Origin of the sequence: Micromonospora sp. NBC_00860, from assembly GCF_045207375.1 — a bacterium.
GTDB lineage: Bacteria > Actinomycetota > Actinomycetes > Mycobacteriales > Micromonosporaceae > Micromonospora > Micromonospora vinacea.
In genome coordinates this window covers 4093518-4109275 of sequence record NZ_CP108825.1, presented here as the reverse complement: position 1 = coordinate 4109275, position 15758 = coordinate 4093518, and the positions used below count along the sequence as shown (strand labels likewise).

Below are 15758 nucleotides of genomic sequence, written 5' to 3'. Positions count from 1 at the left end.
CACACGTCATACGAGTTACCTTCCGGTCAACATTTGGCTCGCGGGGCACCCGCCGGCCACCCCCCATACAGAGGTGACAATCGATGAGACAGCGCGCAATATGGTCGGCCGTCCTCGTTGTGGGCCTGGCCCTGGCCGGTTGTGGAAGTGCTAGCGATTCGGGCAAGTCAACCAGCTCGGACGGCAAGTTGGTGGTGTGGGACTGGAAGTCCGGTGAGCCATTCGCCAAATCCTATCTGGACAAGGCCAAGGCCGACTTCAAGAAGAAGCACGCCGACGTCGAGGTCGAGTTCGTCGCACAGCCCTTCGACCAGTACTACACCCTGCTCGGTGCGGCGATCCAGTCCGGCAAGGGCCCGGACGTCATGCTGTTCAACGGTGGCGGTCAGATCCGCGACCGGGTGGACGCGCTGGTGCCCCTCGACGAGTACGTGGCCGAGGACAAGCAGCGGTTGGCCGGCTGGGAGGCCTTCGCCAAGGACGGCAAGACCTACGCCGCCCCGGTGACGCTCCAGGGTTACCCCATCTACTACAACAAGGAGATCTACCAGAAGGCCGGCCTCGACCCGGCGAGCCCGGCCACCACGTGGGACAAGTTCGTCGCCGACTGCGCCGCCATCGCCAAGGCCGGCGCCAAGTGCTTCGCCCTCGGCAACAAGGAGGGCGTCGGCATCCAGTTCTGGCTCTCCAGCCTGGGCTCTACCACCCTCACCGCCGCGGAGTACGACGGCTGGATCGCCGGCAAGCGCGACTGGAACTCGCCCAACGTCAAGCGGATCTTCCAGACCTGGAAGGAGGCCGGCGACAAGAAGATGAACAGCGACGGGGCCAACTCGACCGCCATGTTCAACGACTCCTTCGCGCTCTTCCAGTCCGGTAAGGCCGCCCACGTCATGGGTCTGATGTCGGACGTGGGGCACTGGCAGGACTTCAACGAGTTCCTGACCGCGGAGAAGCTCGGCGTCATGAAGGCCCCGGTCGTCACCGCCGGCACCACCCCGAGTCTCCCGTACGACGGTGGCATCGGCTACGCGGTCGCCAAGTGGACGAAGGACCCGAAGGTGGCCGCCGACCTGGCGCGCTCCCTGAGCTCGGCCGACGCGTTGAAGGCCTTCTACGCCGACGCCGGCGCGATCGCCGCCGACACCACCATCGACGTGTCGGCGGGCGGGCCCGCGGTCTCCACGATCGTCAGCGAGTTGAAGAGTGGCAAGCCCGCTCTGCACGTGGCGCTCTCCTCGAAGACGCTGGACCTGATGGGGCGCCTCTCCCAGCAGCTGCTCAGCGGTTCGGTCACCGTCGACGAGGTGGTGAAGCAGTTGGCCGCTTCCGACCAGGCGGGCTGACCTCGTGCCGATCGGAAACACGCAACCGACGGTCCGTCCGGCTTCGGCCGGACGGACCGGCGGGGCGGCGGTCACCCCCGCCGCGCAGCGGCATGGAGCACGACCCCGTCGCACCCGTGGCGGCCCGCGGGCCGAGCGCTTCGCCCCCTACATCCTTGTCCTTCCGGCCGTCCTGATCATCGTGTTGCTGCGGCTCTACCCGCTGCTCCTCGGGGTCAACTTCTCCTTCACCGGTGACGGTGCGCAGAACGGGACGGCGGTCGGGTTCGGCAACTATCGCGAGCTCTTCGCCGACCCGCTGTTCCAGACCGCGCTGAAGAACGTCGGGCTGCTGGTTCTTCTGCTGCCGGTGGCGGTGGCGATCCCCGGTCTGCTCGCGACGTTCATCTACCTGCGGGTGCCCGGTCACCGCTTCTACCGCAGCGTCTACTTCTTCCCCGCGGTGCTCTCACCTGTCATCGTCGGTGCGATCTTCAACCTGCTGCTCGCCTTCGACGGCCCGCTCAACGCCGTCCTCGGGTCGGTCGGTGTCGAGCCGATCGACTGGCTCGGTGACCCGGGCATCGCGATGTTCATGGTGGTCGGCGTGCACATCTGGGCCACCTTCGGCATGGCTCTTGTGGTGTTCCTCGCCGGGTTCGCCACGTTGGACCCCGCGCTGCTGGACGCCGCCCGGGTGGACGGGGCGTCGCTGCGCCAGGTGGTCTGGCACGTGATCGTCCCGAGCCTCTCACGCACTATCCAGTTCGTCTTCGTGACCACGATGATCGGCATGTTGACCTCGATGTTCGGGCTGCTATACGTGATGACGAGCGGCGGGCCGGAGGGGTCGACGTACCTGCCGGAGTTCTACATCTGGAAGCAGCAGGGCCAGATGAACCGTCCGGCTCTCGCCTCGGCCGCGTCGACGATCCTCTTCATGATCATGCTCGTGGTGGGGCTGTTGCAGATCAAGCTGCTCGAACGATCGGGAAAGGAGGATTGATGTCTCGCCTCCACCTGGGACGGTGGTTGGTCGCCATCCCCATGTCGCTGCTCGCCCTGGCGACGATCTACCCCCTGCTGTTCACCGCCAATGTCGCGATGAAGACCCGGCGTGACTACATCCTCGACCGGTTCGGCCTGACCGACGCCCTGCGCTGGGAGAACATCAGCACGGCGTGGAACAGCGTCGGCATGGGCCGTTACTTCGTCAACTCGCTGTTCGTGGTGACGGTGTCGGTGCTCCTGCTGCTGCTGTTCGGGTCGATGGCCGGCTTCGCCCTGAGCCAACTGCGGTTCCGCGGCTCGTCGGCGTTGTTCCTGGGTTGCCTCGCGGGGCTCTTCATCCCGTTCCAGGTGATCATGGTGCCGCTCGCCCGGATCATGGCCGACACCGCGCTCATCGACACGTACCCCGGGCTGATCCTCGTCTACGTGGCCCAGTTCCTGCCCTTCACGGTCTTTCTCATGACCAGCTACTACAAGGGCATTCCGCCGGAGATCGTCGACGCCGCGCGCATCGACGGCAACACGGTGTACGGCGTGTACCGCCGGATCATGCTGCCCCTGGGCACCCCGGCGCTGCTGTCGGTCGGCATCCTCAACGCCCTGTTCTGCTGGAACGACGTCCTCATGGCGCTGGTGATGATGCCGTCGGCCGATCACCGGACGCTCATGATCGGTGTGACCTCGTTGCGCGGTCAGTACTCCGACAACATCCCCACCTTCGCCTCCGGAGTGCTGATCGCCGCGATACCCGTCCTGTTGGTCTACCTGTTCCTCCAGCGCCAAATTGCCGACGGCGTGGCCGCCGGTTCCACGAAGGGTTGACATGCGGATCACGGGATATCGGACGCTCTCCACGGTCCAGGAATGGGGCCGACCAGTCGGCGACGCCAACGGTGTGTTCGCCGACGGGGTGGTCCCGGTCTCGATCGTCATCGTCGACACCGACGAGGGCATCTCGGGAGTCGGCCTCGGGCCGCACGTCGAGATCGAGCGGATCTTCCCAGCCATCGAGGGCGAAGACCCCCGGGCCGTGACGTCCCTGTACGACCGCATGTTGCGGCACACCTTCAAGGCGGGTCACGCGGGGCCGGTGTTCGGCACCATCGGCGCTCTGGACACCGCACTCTGGGACATCAAGGCGCAGGCCGCCGGCGAACCCCTGTGGCGGCTGCTGGGCGGACGGGACCGGCGGGTCACCGCCTACGCGTCCGGGCTGGACATCGGGCTCACCGACGACGAACTCGTCGCGGAGTACGAGGTCTACGCGAGCCACGGCCTGCGAGCGGCCAAGCTCAAGGGCGGCCTCGACATCGAGAGCGATCGGCACCGTCTGAGCCTGGTCAAGGAGGTCCTGACCGAGGCCGGGCACGGTCGACGGCCGGGCCTGATGCTCGACGTCAACGAGGCGTGGACCCGCAAGCAGGCCGTCCGGCACGTCTGCGAGCTGGAACGCACCCTGGATCTCATCTGGATCGAGGAGCCGGTCCGGCGCTGGGACGCCGAGGGCCTCGCCGCGGTCAGCCGAGGCGTGTCCGCGTCGGTCGCCACCGGTGAGAACCTCACCGGGCTCGAACAGTTCCGCCCGCTGATCGCCGCCGGCGCTGTCGACATCGTCCAGATGGCGGCCGTCTGGGGGGTCACCCACTTCCTGCGCGCGTCCGCCCTGGCCCACGCCCATGACCTGCCGGTCAGCCCGATCGGCAACAGCCCGGTCGGGCTGCTGCACGCCGCGACCTCGGTGCCGAACCACCTGACCAGCGAGTTGCAGGACCTGCACTCTCCGGTTGGTGTCTCCATCGACCTGCACGTCGAGGATGGCGCCTTCATCCTCGGCGACTCACCGGGGCTGGGGGTCCGGGTGGACGAGGAGCGGATCCGGGCGGCCAACCGCCGCCCGCAGGCGCAGACGGCCGACAGCCCCAACGTTCGGCCGGAGCGGGCCGGACGACGGTTGCTGGCCGGGGTCGACGGGGTGATCCCCACCCGCCAGGTGCCGGTCGTGCCGCTGAACTCCCGCAACGAGGTGTCGCCGACCGTACGGCACTGAGCTGACCACCAGAACAGGGAAGGCGTGGGTGCATCGCGACGCGATGCACCCACGGCCATGCCCGGTCGGCACGACCGACGTACCGACCGTCGAGACGGAGGAACGATGAAGGCAGTCGTCTACCGGGGAGCGCGAGACCTCGGAATCGAGAACCGCGATCCGGAGCCACCGGGCCGCGGCCAGGTACGGATCGAGGTCGCGTACACCGGGATCTGCGGTACGGATCTGCACATCTACCACGGGGACATGGACGCCCGGGTCGGTGACTCGGCGATCATCGGGCACGAGATGTCCGGGCGGATCGCGGCCGTCGGCGAGGGCGTGACCGGCTGGAACGTCGGTCAGCCCGTCACCGTGATGCCGACCCGACCCTGCGGACGGTGCGCGGCCTGCCAGCGGGGCAACTCCCACGTCTGCCACGCGATGAACTTCCTCGGCATCGACTCACCGGGTGCCATGCAGTCCTCCTGGACGGTGCCGGTGGAGCTGGTCCTGCCGCTCCCGGAGGAGTTGCCCCTCGACCACGCGGCGCTCGTCGAGCCGGTGGCGGTCGCCGTGCACGACGTACGCCGGGGGAACGTGACCGCCGACGACGAGGTGGTCGTGGTCGGTGGCGGGCCGGTCGGCGTCCTCATCGCCACCGTCGCGCGGGGTCGCGGCGCGCGGGTGCTCCTGGTCGAGCCGGACCCGTTCCGGCGCGAGGTGGCGGAGGGGATCGGGATCGAGGCCGTCGACCCGCGAGCGACCGATGTCGTGGCGCTGGTCAACGACCGTACCGATGGCGCGGGCGCGGACATCGCCTTCGAGGTCTCCGGCTCCCCGGCCGGTGTGACCACGGCGGTCGACGTCCTCACCACTCGCGGGCGGCTGGTCATGGTGGCGATCCATCCCCAGCCCCGGGAGGTCAACCTGCACCGGTTCTTCTGGCGCGAACTGGAACTTCTCGGCGCCCGGCTGTATCAGCGTGACGACATGGTGGAGGCTATCCGGCTGGTCGCCTCCGGTGCGATCCCGGCGCAGCGGCTGATCTCCCGGGTCGAGCCGGTCGAGGCGGCCGGCGCTGCCTTCGCGGCCTTGGAGGGTGGCGGCGTGATGAAGGTGCTGCTCGATGTGCGGGAGGGTAACCAGTGACGGCCCTGTTCGACCTGTCCGGACGGACCGCCGTCGTGACCGGGGCGCGGCGCGGTATCGGCCTCGCCATGGCCGAGGCCCTGGCCCTGGCCGGCGCCGACATCGTGGGCGTCTCCGCCCAACTCGAAGCCGAGGGCAGCGAGGTCGAACGTCGGGTGCGGGCCACCGGCCGGCGGTTCACCGCGCTGCGGGCGGACCTCGGTGACCGGGCGGCCGTGCATCGGTTGGCCCGCGACATCACCGCTCTCGGGCCGGTCGACATCCTGGTGAACAACGGCGGCACGATCGCCCGCACTCCGGCCGCGGAGCACCCGGACGAGATGTGGGACCACGTGATCGAGGTGAACCTCAGCAGCCAGTTCATCCTGAGCCGGGAGATCGGCCGGACGATGGTCGAGCGTGGCCGAGGGAAGATCATCTTCACCGCGTCGCTGTTGAGTTTCCAGGGCGGCATCACCGTCCCCGGATACGCCGCGTCGAAGTCGGGGGTGGCCGGCCTGACCAAGGCGCTGGCGAACGAGTGGGCGGCACACGGGGTGAACGTGAACGCCATCGCGCCGGGCTACATCGCCACCGACAACACCCAGGCGCTGCGCGACGACCCCGACCGCAACCAGGCGATCCTCGGCCGGATCCCGGCCGGGCGGTGGGGCCGGGCCGACGATCTCGGCGGTGCCACCGTGTTCCTGGCGTCGACCGCGTCGGACTACGTCAACGGCATCGTGCTGCCCGTCGACGGCGGCTGGTTGGGCCGATGACGGGCGCACAGGTGCCCGGGCGCGCCGGGATCGTCGACGCACACCACCACCTCTGGGTCCGTGCCCGGCACCCACAGCCGTGGATCGACCCGGTGACGATGGCGGCCATCGACGCCGACTTCGAACCCGCCGATCTCGCACCGCCGGCCCGGGCGGCCGGGGTCACCGCGACAGTTGTGGTGCAGTCCATCGCCTCCGACAGCGAGACGGTGGACCTGTTGGGCGTGGCGGCCGAGGACACACTGGTCCGTGGGGTCGTCGGCTGGGTGGACCTGACCGCCGACGACGTTCCGGACCGCCTCGACCGTCTGCGGGCCGCTCGGGGCGGGGAACGCCTCGTCGGCATCCGCCACCTCGTGCAGTCCGAGACCGACCCGGCGTACCTGGACCGCCCGGACGTCCGTCGGGGGATCGCGGCGGTGGGCGCCGCCGGCCTCGTCTTCGACCTGCTGGTACGCCAGCACCAACTCCCCATGGCCGCGCGTCTCACGCGCGACCTGCCCGAGGTGAGCTTCGTCCTCGACCACCTGGCCAAGCCCGCGGTCGGTCGTCCGGAGATGGCGGAGTGGAGCCGGGACCTGCGGTCGTTGGCCGCCTCGCCGAACACCACGGCGAAGCTCTCCGGGCTGGTGACGGAGGTGCCGCTCCCGCACTGGACGCCGCAGGACCTTCGACCCGCCGTCGACGAAGCCCTCGACGCGTTCGGGCCGGACCGACTGATGTTCGGCTCGGACTGGCCGGTCTGCCTGCTCGCCAGTTCGTACCAGCGCTGGGTCGACACCCTGGCGGAACTGCTGGAGGGCAAGGACGGGGCCGAGTCGGTCTGGGGCGAGACGGCACGCCGCGTCTACGGGCTGGCGGCGTCATGATGGCGCGCGCACTGCCGCGCCGCCCGGAGGTACGGCTCACCGAGCTGGGGTTCGGTGCGGCCCAGGGTGGCAACCTGTACCGGACGACGACGGACGAGGAGTTCGCCTCGGCGGTCGACGCCGCGTGGGAGGCGGGCGTCCGGTACTTCGACACCGCGCCGCACTACGGTCTCGGGCTGTCCGAGCGCCGCCTCGGCGCCGCGTTGCGCCAACGGCCGCGCGACGAGTACGTGGTGTCGACGAAGGTCGGGCGACTCCTGGTGCCGTCTCCCCAGGACGCGCACCTGCGGGACTCCGACGGGTTCGACGTGCCAGCGACCCACCGGCGGGTGTGGGACTTCAGCCGCGACGGCGTGCTCCGCTCCATCGAGGCGAGCCTGGACCGGACCGGGCTGGACCGGCTCGACATCGTCTACCTGCACGACCCGGACGACCACTGGCAGCAGGCCGCGGACGAGGCCGTACCCGCCCTGATCGACCTGCGGGACCAGGGCGTCGTCGGCGCCATCGGCGCCGGCATGAACCAGTCGGCGATGCTGGCGCGGTTCGTGCGGGAGACCGACGTCGACGTGATGATGTGCGCCGGGCGGTACACCCTGCTCGAACAGGGTGCGGTCGCCGACCTGCTGCCAGCCGCCGAGAACCGGGGGGTGGGCGTGGTCATCGCGGGCGTCTACAACTCGGGGCTGCTGTCGCGGGACCGGCCGCCGGCCGACGCCGTCTACAACTACCAGCAGGCGCCGGCGGAGCTGATCGAGCGGGCGCGGCGGATCGCCACTGTCTGCGAGACGTACGGGGTGACGCTGCCGCAGGCGGCCCTCGCCTTCGTCCGCCGGCACCCGGCCGTGGTGTCGACGGTGGTCGGGATCCGCAACGAGGCGCAGGCGGTCGAGACGGTACGACGGTCCGGGATCGTCGTACCGGAGGAGTTGTGGGACGACCTGGCGACGTCCGGGCTGCTCGCCACGCCGCCCGGTCGGCCTGCCTGACCAACGACGACGTCCCGGCCGGGACCGGCTCCGTTCCTCGGACACCGGTCCCGACCGGGACGTCAGTTGTTACCGCGACAGCCGCGGGGTCACACCGCGGTGAACCGCCACTGCTGGTTGGCGGCGCTGTGGCAGGTCCACTGCAACAGCCGGGCGCCGTCGGTGGTGGCAGCACCGTTGACGTCCACGCAGAGACCGCTCAGCACACTCTTCACCGTGTACACGCCGGAGGTTCCCGTCGCGGTGGCGGTGAACTTCTGCTGGTTGCCGTTGTTGCAGGTGGCCTGCTGGAGGAAGGCACCCGCCGCGGTCGAACTACCGACCACCTCGACGCACTTGCCGCTGTGCACCGCCTTGAGGTAGAGCGCGCCGTTGCCGGCGTCGACCGCCTGCCACTTCTGGTTGTTGCCACCGGTGTTCGCCCACTGGGTGATCTGGGCGCCGTCGGCGGTGGAGACACCGCTGACGTCCATCAGCTTGTTGCTGTGCTGCGCGGTGACCGTGTAGGTCTTGCCCGCCAGACCACCGCCGTTACCACTGCCGGGCGTTCCGACGCCGTTTCCGCCGAAGGTGTGCGAGTCCAGATCGAACGAGTTGCTGCTGTTCTTGAACACCATGTAGAGCGTCTGCGTCCCGCTGGAGGCGGCGACGCTCACCGGAGTCGTGGACTGGTAGTTGTCCCAGCCGCCCGTACTGGGCACCGTGGTGGTGGCCAGCAGGGTGCCGGTCGGCGAGCCCGCGCGCAGCTCGATCGAACCGCCACCGGAGGGCGACGACACGCGGTAGCTGACCGTCGAGATGCCCGAAAGGTTCATCGGGCTGAACGCGATCCAGTCGTTGGTGGAGATGTCACCGACGCGCTTGGTGCTCTCCGCCGCAGCCTGGTCGACGACCCGGATGCCGGACTGGCTGCTGAAGTACTCGGACTGCTTGTGCTTCGGTTGCAGGATCGCCTGCGCGGTGCCGGTGAGCGGGGACCCGCCTCCCGAGCCGCCGTTGTCGGTGTACCGCGCGTTCAGCACGTAGAACAGGTTGGCGCCATCGGGGTGCCCACCGAGCAGGTCGGTGGAGATGGTGCCCGAGCAGCCCGGGTACTCCGTGGTCTCGTGCGCGTGGTCGTCGTGACCCAGTGCCGGGTTGAGGATGACCTTCGAACAGTCGACAGTGCCGCCGTCCGGATCGGTCACGGTGATCTGGTACGACACCTTGTCGCCGAAGGTCAGCATGCCTCCGTTGCCCGGTGTCGTGATGGTGACCACCGGGGCGCTGTTGCCGACGGTGATCGGGACGTTGGCGAAGCCGGTCTTACCGGTGCTGTCGGTGACCTTCAACTGGGCCGTGTAGTTGCCGTTGGAGGTGTACGTCTTCGACGGGTTGGCCGCCGTCGAGGTGGTGCCGTCGCCGAACGTCCACAGGTAGCTCAGCGTGTTGCCGTCCGGGTCGGACGTGCCCGCGCTGCTGAACTGGACGGTGAGCGGTGCGGTGCCGCTGGTGGGTGTGCCGGTGGCCTTGACGATCGGTGACCGGCCGCCCTGGATGTAGTCGACCCGGTAGAGCCCGGAGTCGCTGTTGCCGCCGCCGAAGTTGGTGCCCCACTCCAGCAGGTAGAGCGAGCCGTCCTTGCCGAACTCCATGTCCATCGGCTTGTTGAACCCACCGCCGGGCAGGAACGGGTTGGTGCGGGTCACCGCCGTGGAGGAGTCGAAGTGCACCTCCTTGATGTAGTTGCGCGACCACTCGTAGAAGAAGTGCACGCCGTCGTAGTAGGGCGGGAACTTCGTCTGGGACGGGTTCGACGCGTCGTACCGGTAGACCGGGCCGCCCATCGGAGCGGAGCCGCCGGAGCCGAGCTCCGGGAAGGTCGTCGAGGCGGGGTAGCCGTACCAGATGTTCGGCATGACGACCGGCTTCAGGCTGGTCAGGCCGGTGTTGTTGGGCGAGTTGTTGACCGGCGCGGAGCAGTTGAACTTCGCGCCGACCACGCCGGTGTCGGGGTTGAACGGCGCGTAGGGCTGGTTGTTGCCGTGACAGAACGGCCAGCCGTAGTTGCCGGGCGTCTTGATCACGTTCAGCTCGACCAGGCCCTCCGGGCCCCGGTTGGTGGTCGGCGGGTTGCGGTCCGGTCCGTAGTCGGCCAGGTAGACCCAGCCGGTGGCCGCATCGATCGAGAAGCGGAACGGGTTGCGGAAGCCCATCGCGTAGATTTCCGGCTTGGTCTGCGCCGTGCCCTGCGGGTAGAGGTTGCCGCTCGGGATGGTGTAGCTGCCGCTGGCTCCGGGGCGGATACGCAGCAGCTTGCCGCGCAGGTCGTTGGTGTTGCCCGCGGTCCGGGCGGCGTCCAGGTTGGACTTGCCCGAGCGCCAGTCCAGCGGGGCGTAACCCTGCCAGTTCGGGTCGAGGTTCGGGGGCGTGTCATCGCCGGTGCCGATGTAGAGGTTGCCGTCCGGGCCGAACTCGATGTAACCGCCGGTGTGGCCGGGCTCCGGGAACGTCCGGTCCCGGTACGCCGGGATGTCGATGATCGTCACGCCGCTGGACGTGTTCAGCGTGTCGCCGCTCATCGTGAAGCGGGAGACCCGGTTGACGTCGGTCGAGCTGCTCGCCGGCGAGTGGTACAGGTACACGTACCCGTTGGTGGCGAAGTTGGGGTCCAGCGCCATGCCGGTGAGGCCGTCCTCACCGCCGGTGTAGACGCTCAGCGTGCCGGCGGTCACCGTGCTGTTGGTGGAGGGCTTGAAGATCTTCAGCTGCCCGCCGCGCTGGGCGTAGAACACGCGCCCGTCCGGGGCCACGGCCATCGCCATCGGGTCGACGGTGTTGTCGTCCAGGGTGCGCTTCTCGAAGTTGCCCCAGACGGTGCCGCCGCAGTCGCCGGCAGCGTTCCCGGCGGCCCACTTGATGCCACCGAGGACGTGGTTTTGGAAGTTCGTCTCGCTGTAGGAGGCGATCGCGTGGCCCATCGCGGTGGCCCACACCCGCCCGCCGCCGGTGTCGCGGCACCAGGAGATCGGGTGGTCCGGGCCCATCGCCCGGGATCCCGGGTTGTAGGTGCGCTCGTCGGCGGTCACCAGGACGTGCACCTTGCCGCGCGGGTTGGTGTCGAAGTTGTACCACTCCTCGCTGCGGTTCCACCGGTCCGGCAGGGAGGCCGTCGACGGGTGCTTCTTGTCGGCGACGATCGCGGTGCCGGGCAGCACTCCAGGGGAGTGCTCGGGCATGTGGGCGCCACCGTTGATGGTCTGGTCCCACCACGGGTACTCGGACTCGATGCCCATGTCGGTGGCGTTGTGGACGGCCACGATGCCCTTGCCGCTGGCGAGGTAGCCCTCCACCGCCTGGCGTTGGGCGGTCGAGGTCCAGACCATGCCGGAGGTCTGGAGCATGACGATCACGTCGAAGGTCGCCAGGTTGCTGGCGGTGAAGACGCTCGAGTCCTCGGTCGCCACCACCTCGAAGTTGTTCGCGGTGGCCTGCTGCTGGACCATGGCGATCGCGGCGGGGATCGAGTCGTGCCGGTAGCCGGTGGTCTTGCTGAACACCAGGGCGCGGAAGGCCGGGGCGGCCGACGCGGGTGGAGCGAGTCCGAGCGCCAGCAACAGGCCGGCGATCACTGAGATGAGCAATGTGTTACGACGCATGCCGTCTCCTAGTTGGGCGGGCGTAGGGATTGCGACCCACGGGCCCTACGACGCGTCAGGTTGACCCTGGACACGTGAGGGGACACGGGCGCGCTGGTCTGTCCTCGTGCCGTTCGCCGCAACGGCAGTCAGACCTGCGGGACGTCACACAGCGTGATCGTTGCTGTGGTTCTCGTCCCGTGGTCCACGAGGTCAGGATGAGCTAGAGATCGATGACTGTCAATCCGCGAAGTAACGTCCGACGTCCTGCCCGGTGGACGGCGTCCGTGCCTGGCTCCCTCGCTGCGGTGCCGCCTGTCGATCCCGGCCCGACCTGCCAGTCGGGCTTGATCGAGGATTGCGGACCCGCATCCAAACATCTATCTTCATACGTGTGATGTTTCGCCGGTGTCAAGGAAATGTTTGCACCGCAAGAACGTAAGTCCTCGCTGTTGGCACGAAAGCTTGATGTTCGGCGCCTCAAAGCCGCCGTAGTGTGGCATTCAATCATGTCAATGACTACTGTCTGTGAGGACTTTCGGGATGTCAGATCCGCCGCCGACGCCGCTCCTCACCCTTCGGGGCATCGGCAAGTCGTTCCTCGGAGTACGCGTTCTCGATGGTGTCGACCTCGACGTCGCGCCGGGCGAGGTGCACGCCGTGGTCGGTGAGAACGGTGCCGGGAAGTCGACCCTCATGAAGATCGTCTCGGGCGGGTACGCCCCGGACGGGGGCACTGTCGAGTTCGCCGGTGAGTCGCGCACGTTCCGTGGTCCGCGCGACGCGCAGCGGGCCGGAATCGGCATCATCCACCAGGAGTTCAACCTGCTCCCGGAGCGCACCGTCGCGGAGAACGTCTACCTGGGGCACGAGCCGGTGCGTCGCGGGCTCGTCGACCGTCGGGGGATGGTCGACCGCACCACGCGGCTGCTCGCCTCGATCGGTGAGACCACGTTGCCGGCCGACGCCCGGGTGGGGCAGTTGGGTGTCGCGCAGCAGCAGGTCGTCGAGATCGCCAAGGCGCTCGCCCTGGACGCGCGGTTGCTCATCATGGACGAGCCGACCGCCGCGCTGGCCGACCACGAGGTCGAGCTGCTCTACGGGCTGGTGCGCCGCCTCCAGGAGCGGGGCATCGGCCTGCTGTACGTCTCGCACCGGCTCGCCGAGGTCTTCGACCTGTCCGGTCGGATCACAGTGCTCAAGGACGGCCGTCGCGTCACCACAGTGGACACGGCGGCCACCACCGCCGACGAGTTGGTGCGCCACATGGTCGGCCGGGAGTTGTCCAGCTACTACCCGGACCGGGCCGCCCCCGAGGACCGGGGCCCGGTGCGGCTCAACCTCCGCGACGCGGGAAACCGGAAGCTGCGGGACGTCAACCTCCAGTTGCGCGCCGGCGAGGTGCTCGGCATCGGCGGCCTACAGGGCTCCGGGCGCTCAGCGCTGGCCCGTGCGATCTTCGGGGTGTCGCCGTTCACGACCGGCGACGTCACGCTCGACGACCGGCCGGTCCGACTGCGCTCACCCCGCACCGCCATGCGGGCCGGCATCGCCTACGTCACCGAGGACCGCAAGGGCGAGGGGATCGTCCCCCGGCAGTCGGTGCTCGACAACGCGCTGCTCGCCAGCCGGGCCGTCTTCGCCGCGCGGTCCGGCCGGGCCGCGAGGACCGCCCGGGTGCGCGAGCTGCTGGCCGCCGTGGAGATCCGCGGCGCCGGCGACGACCAGGAGATCCGCTTTCTGTCCGGGGGCAACCAGCAGAAGGTCGTGCTGGCCCGGTGGCTCGCGCTCAGTCCGCGGATCCTGCTCTTCGACGAGCCGACCCGCGGCATCGACGTGGGCGCGAAGTCCGCCATCCACGACCTCGTCCGCCGTCTCGCCCGGGATGGCGCGGCCGTGCTGATGATCTCGTCCGATCTACCGGAGCTGCTGGGGATGAGTGACCGGATCGTCGTCATGCGGGACGGCCACGTCGCGGGCGAGCTGCCCGCCGGCGCGACCGAGGAGGAGGTCGTCGCGTTGGCGGTCGGCACCGTGCGGGAGACCACCCCATGAGCGCCCTGTCGCTGCTGCCGGCCCGGCGCCCCGTACCGGGCGTCTTCGTGGCCCTGACCCTGACCCTCACCATCGGCTGGCTGGTCGTCCTGCTCGACGGCGGCCAGCTCTTCAACCAGTCCACCACCGTGAGTCTGCTGCACGTCGCCGCCGGCCTCGGGTTGGTAGCGGTGGGCCAGACCCTGGTCATCCTGGGCGGCTCGCTCGACCTCTCGGTGGCGTACGTGATCAGCCTCAGCACCCTGGTCGCGGCCGAGACGATGAACGGCAGCGACGGCGCGGTGCTGCCGGCGATCGGCCTGGTGCTGGTCGTCAGCGCCGGCGTCGGGCTGCTCAACGGGCTCCTGGTCACCAGGTTCCGGGTCAACGCGTTCATCGCGACCCTGGGCGTCGGGTTGCTGCTCAAGGGTTACCTGGACAACGGCTACGACGGTCCGGCCGGCGCCACCGCGCCCTCGCTGGTGCAGTCGCTCGGCTACCAGCGGGTCGGGCCGGTGCCGGTGTCGTTCCTGCTCTTGCTGGTGGTGACCGCGGCGGCCTGGTTCGCGCTCTCGCGGACCCGCTTCGGCCACCATCTGGTCGCCGTCGGCGGGGATCCGGAGGTGGCCCGGCTCTCCGGTGTCCGCAACGACCGGGTCCTCGTCACCGCCCACGTCCTGTGCTCGATGTGCGCGGGACTCGCCGGCATCTACCTCGCCAGTCGGCTCGGCTCGGGCGCCCCGCGCGTCGGCACCGAGGGCCTCTACGACCTGGAGTCGATCGCCGCTGTGGTGATCGGCGGGACCGCCCTCGCCGGTGGGCGCGGCGGCGTCATCGGCACTGTCGGCGGGGTGCTGCTGCTCGCCAGCATCGACGCCATCTTCAACCAGCTCGAGGTCGACGCCTTCTTCAAGCAGGTGATCCGGGGCGTCATCATCATCGCCGCGGTCGCCGTCTACGCCCGCCGGGCCATGCGAAAGGCGGCCTAGCCATGCAGACCGTCCAGCCCCGTTCCCTGCCGCTGCGTCTGCCGCGGGTGCGTCCCGGTGGTGTCCTGCCGATCCTCGCGATCCTCGCGGTGCTGTTGGTGCTCGTCGGCATCCGGCAGCCCGACTTCCTGGCCCCGCCGTCGCTGATGTCCTTCCTCGGTCGTTCGGCGCCGATCATCCTGCTCGCCGCCGGCCAGTACTTCGTGATCGTGTCCGGCGAGTTCGATCTCTCGGTCGGGTCCCTGGTCACCGCGCAGGTGGTGGTCGCCGCCCGACTGATCGACAGCGACCCGGCGCGTACCTGGCCGGTGGTGTTGCTCCTGCTCGCCTTCGGAGCGCTGGTCGGGCTGGTCAACGGCCTGATCACCACGCGGCTGCGGGTGCCGTCGTTCATCACCACCCTCGGCATGTTCCTGATCCTCGTCGGCGCGGTCTACCTGTGGTCCGACGGCGCCCCGAAGGGTGGGCTCTCCGAGGAGTTCCGGCGGTTCGGCCGGCGGGCCTTCGAGGACGTGCCGTTGCTGGGCCGCGTGCCGTACGCGCTGATGGTCCTCGTGGTCCTGGCGGTGGCGGCCGTGCTGCTGATGCGGTCCGACTTCGGCCGGACGCTGGTCGCCGTCGGCGACAACCCGCGCACCGCCGAGCTGAGCGGCGTACGTGTGTGGCGTACCCGGACCTTCGCCTTCATCCTCAGCGGGCTCGCGGCGGCGGTGGCGGCGATCCTTCTGGGCGGCTACAGCGGCGTGTCGTTCCAGGCCGGCGCGGGCCTGGAGTTCGGCGCCATCACCGCTGTCGTCCTCGGCGGGGTGGCGCTCGGCGGGGGCCGCGGCGCGGTCGTCGGGGCGATGCTCGGCGCGCTGACCCTCGAACTGCTCTTCGCCCTCATGAATTTCTACGGCGTCTCCGGCGCCCTCAGGTCGACCGTCCAGGGCGGGATCATCCTGCTCGCGGTGGCGGTCTCGGCAACGCGTTCTTCTTCGAGATAAAG

12 protein-coding genes are annotated in these 15758 nt (G+C 69.3%); 11 read left to right on the top strand and 1 reads right to left on the bottom strand.

What is annotated here, in order from left to right:
* The first annotated feature begins 83 nt into the window (after positions 1-83).
* From OH804_RS18735 to OH804_RS18700, 8 genes are all read left to right on the top strand, one after another.
* Entirely contained in the window at positions 84-1346 is a 1263-nt protein-coding gene (locus OH804_RS18735) for an ABC transporter substrate-binding protein (RefSeq protein ID WP_406058445.1), read from the top strand.
* 4 nt (positions 1347-1350) lie between these two features.
* Positions 1351-2331: a carbohydrate ABC transporter permease gene (locus OH804_RS18730; protein ID WP_196921909.1), complete on the top strand. Its 981-nt coding sequence runs from the start codon at positions 1351-1353 to the stop codon at positions 2329-2331.
* A complete protein-coding gene (locus tag OH804_RS18725) occupies positions 2331-3158 on the top strand; it encodes a carbohydrate ABC transporter permease (RefSeq protein ID WP_196921910.1) in 828 nt (275 codons plus the stop codon). Before OH804_RS18730 ends, OH804_RS18725 begins: the two co-directional genes overlap by 1 nt.
* 1 nt (position 3159) lies before the next feature.
* Positions 3160-4383 carry a mandelate racemase/muconate lactonizing enzyme family protein gene (locus OH804_RS18720; protein ID WP_196921911.1) on the top strand — a complete coding sequence of 408 codons (1224 nt, stop codon included), beginning with the start codon at positions 3160-3162 and terminating at the stop codon, positions 4381-4383.
* 105 nt (positions 4384-4488) lie between these two features.
* Entirely contained in the window at positions 4489-5514 is a 1026-nt protein-coding gene (locus tag OH804_RS18715; RefSeq protein ID WP_196921912.1) for a zinc-binding dehydrogenase, read from the top strand.
* On the top strand, positions 5511-6272 hold the full coding sequence (gene kduD / locus OH804_RS18710; protein ID WP_196921913.1) for a 2-dehydro-3-deoxy-D-gluconate 5-dehydrogenase KduD: 762 nt from the start codon (positions 5511-5513) through the stop codon (positions 6270-6272). The genes OH804_RS18715 and kduD overlap by 4 nt, the downstream gene beginning before the upstream one ends.
* Positions 6269-7141: an amidohydrolase family protein gene (locus OH804_RS18705; protein ID WP_406058441.1), complete on the top strand. Its 873-nt coding sequence runs from the start codon at positions 6269-6271 to the stop codon at positions 7139-7141. The genes kduD and OH804_RS18705 overlap by 4 nt, the downstream gene beginning before the upstream one ends.
* Positions 7141-8130, top strand: coding sequence for an aldo/keto reductase (locus tag OH804_RS18700; protein ID WP_406058439.1), 990 nt, complete (start codon positions 7141-7143; stop codon positions 8128-8130). Before OH804_RS18705 ends, OH804_RS18700 begins: the two co-directional genes overlap by 1 nt.
* Positions 8131-8219: 89 nt before the next feature.
* Here OH804_RS18700 and OH804_RS18695 read toward each other — a convergent pair whose 3' ends face one another.
* Entirely contained in the window at positions 8220-11768 is a 3549-nt protein-coding gene (locus tag OH804_RS18695) for a ThuA domain-containing protein (protein WP_406058437.1), read from the bottom strand.
* A 522-nt stretch (positions 11769-12290) separates the two neighbouring features.
* On the opposite strand from OH804_RS18695, the gene OH804_RS18690 reads away from it, so the two are divergent.
* Genes OH804_RS18690 through OH804_RS18680 form a run of 3 tightly spaced genes read left to right on the top strand, consistent with a single transcriptional unit; the run spans position 12291 to position 15756 of the window.
* Positions 12291-13802, top strand: coding sequence for a sugar ABC transporter ATP-binding protein (locus OH804_RS18690; RefSeq protein WP_196921917.1), 1512 nt, complete (start codon positions 12291-12293; stop codon positions 13800-13802).
* A complete protein-coding gene (locus tag OH804_RS18685) occupies positions 13799-14770 on the top strand; it encodes an ABC transporter permease (RefSeq protein WP_196921918.1) in 972 nt (323 codons plus the stop codon). The genes OH804_RS18690 and OH804_RS18685 overlap by 4 nt, the downstream gene beginning before the upstream one ends.
* A gap of 2 nt (positions 14771-14772) precedes the next feature.
* Positions 14773-15756, top strand: a complete 984-nt coding sequence (locus tag OH804_RS18680) for an ABC transporter permease (protein ID WP_196921919.1) — start codon at positions 14773-14775, stop codon at positions 15754-15756.
* Positions 15757-15758 lie beyond the last annotated feature (2 nt).

What these genes read in the sequence shown, in the direction of transcription:
- OH804_RS18735 (WP_406058445.1), top strand. Translation starts at nt 84, where the DNA reads ATGAGACAGCGCGCAATATGGTCGGCCGTCCTCGTTGTGGGCCTGGCC.
- OH804_RS18725 (WP_196921910.1), top strand. Translation starts at nt 2,331, where the DNA reads ATGTCTCGCCTCCACCTGGGACGGTGGTTGGTCGCCATCCCCATGTCG.
- OH804_RS18720 (WP_196921911.1), top strand. Translation starts at nt 3,160, where the DNA reads ATGCGGATCACGGGATATCGGACGCTCTCCACGGTCCAGGAATGGGGC.
- OH804_RS18715 (WP_196921912.1), top strand. Translation starts at nt 4,489, where the DNA reads ATGAAGGCAGTCGTCTACCGGGGAGCGCGAGACCTCGGAATCGAGAAC.
- OH804_RS18705 (WP_406058441.1), top strand. Translation starts at nt 6,269, where the DNA reads ATGACGGGCGCACAGGTGCCCGGGCGCGCCGGGATCGTCGACGCACAC.
- OH804_RS18700 (WP_406058439.1), top strand. Translation starts at nt 7,141, where the DNA reads ATGGCGCGCGCACTGCCGCGCCGCCCGGAGGTACGGCTCACCGAGCTG.
- OH804_RS18695 (WP_406058437.1), bottom strand. Translation starts at nt 11,768, where the DNA reads ATGCGTCGTAACACATTGCTCATCTCAGTGATCGCCGGCCTGTTGCTG.
- OH804_RS18690 (WP_196921917.1), top strand. Translation starts at nt 12,291, where the DNA reads ATGTCAGATCCGCCGCCGACGCCGCTCCTCACCCTTCGGGGCATCGGC.
- OH804_RS18685 (WP_196921918.1), top strand. Translation starts at nt 13,799, where the DNA reads ATGAGCGCCCTGTCGCTGCTGCCGGCCCGGCGCCCCGTACCGGGCGTC.
- OH804_RS18680 (WP_196921919.1), top strand. Translation starts at nt 14,773, where the DNA reads ATGCAGACCGTCCAGCCCCGTTCCCTGCCGCTGCGTCTGCCGCGGGTG.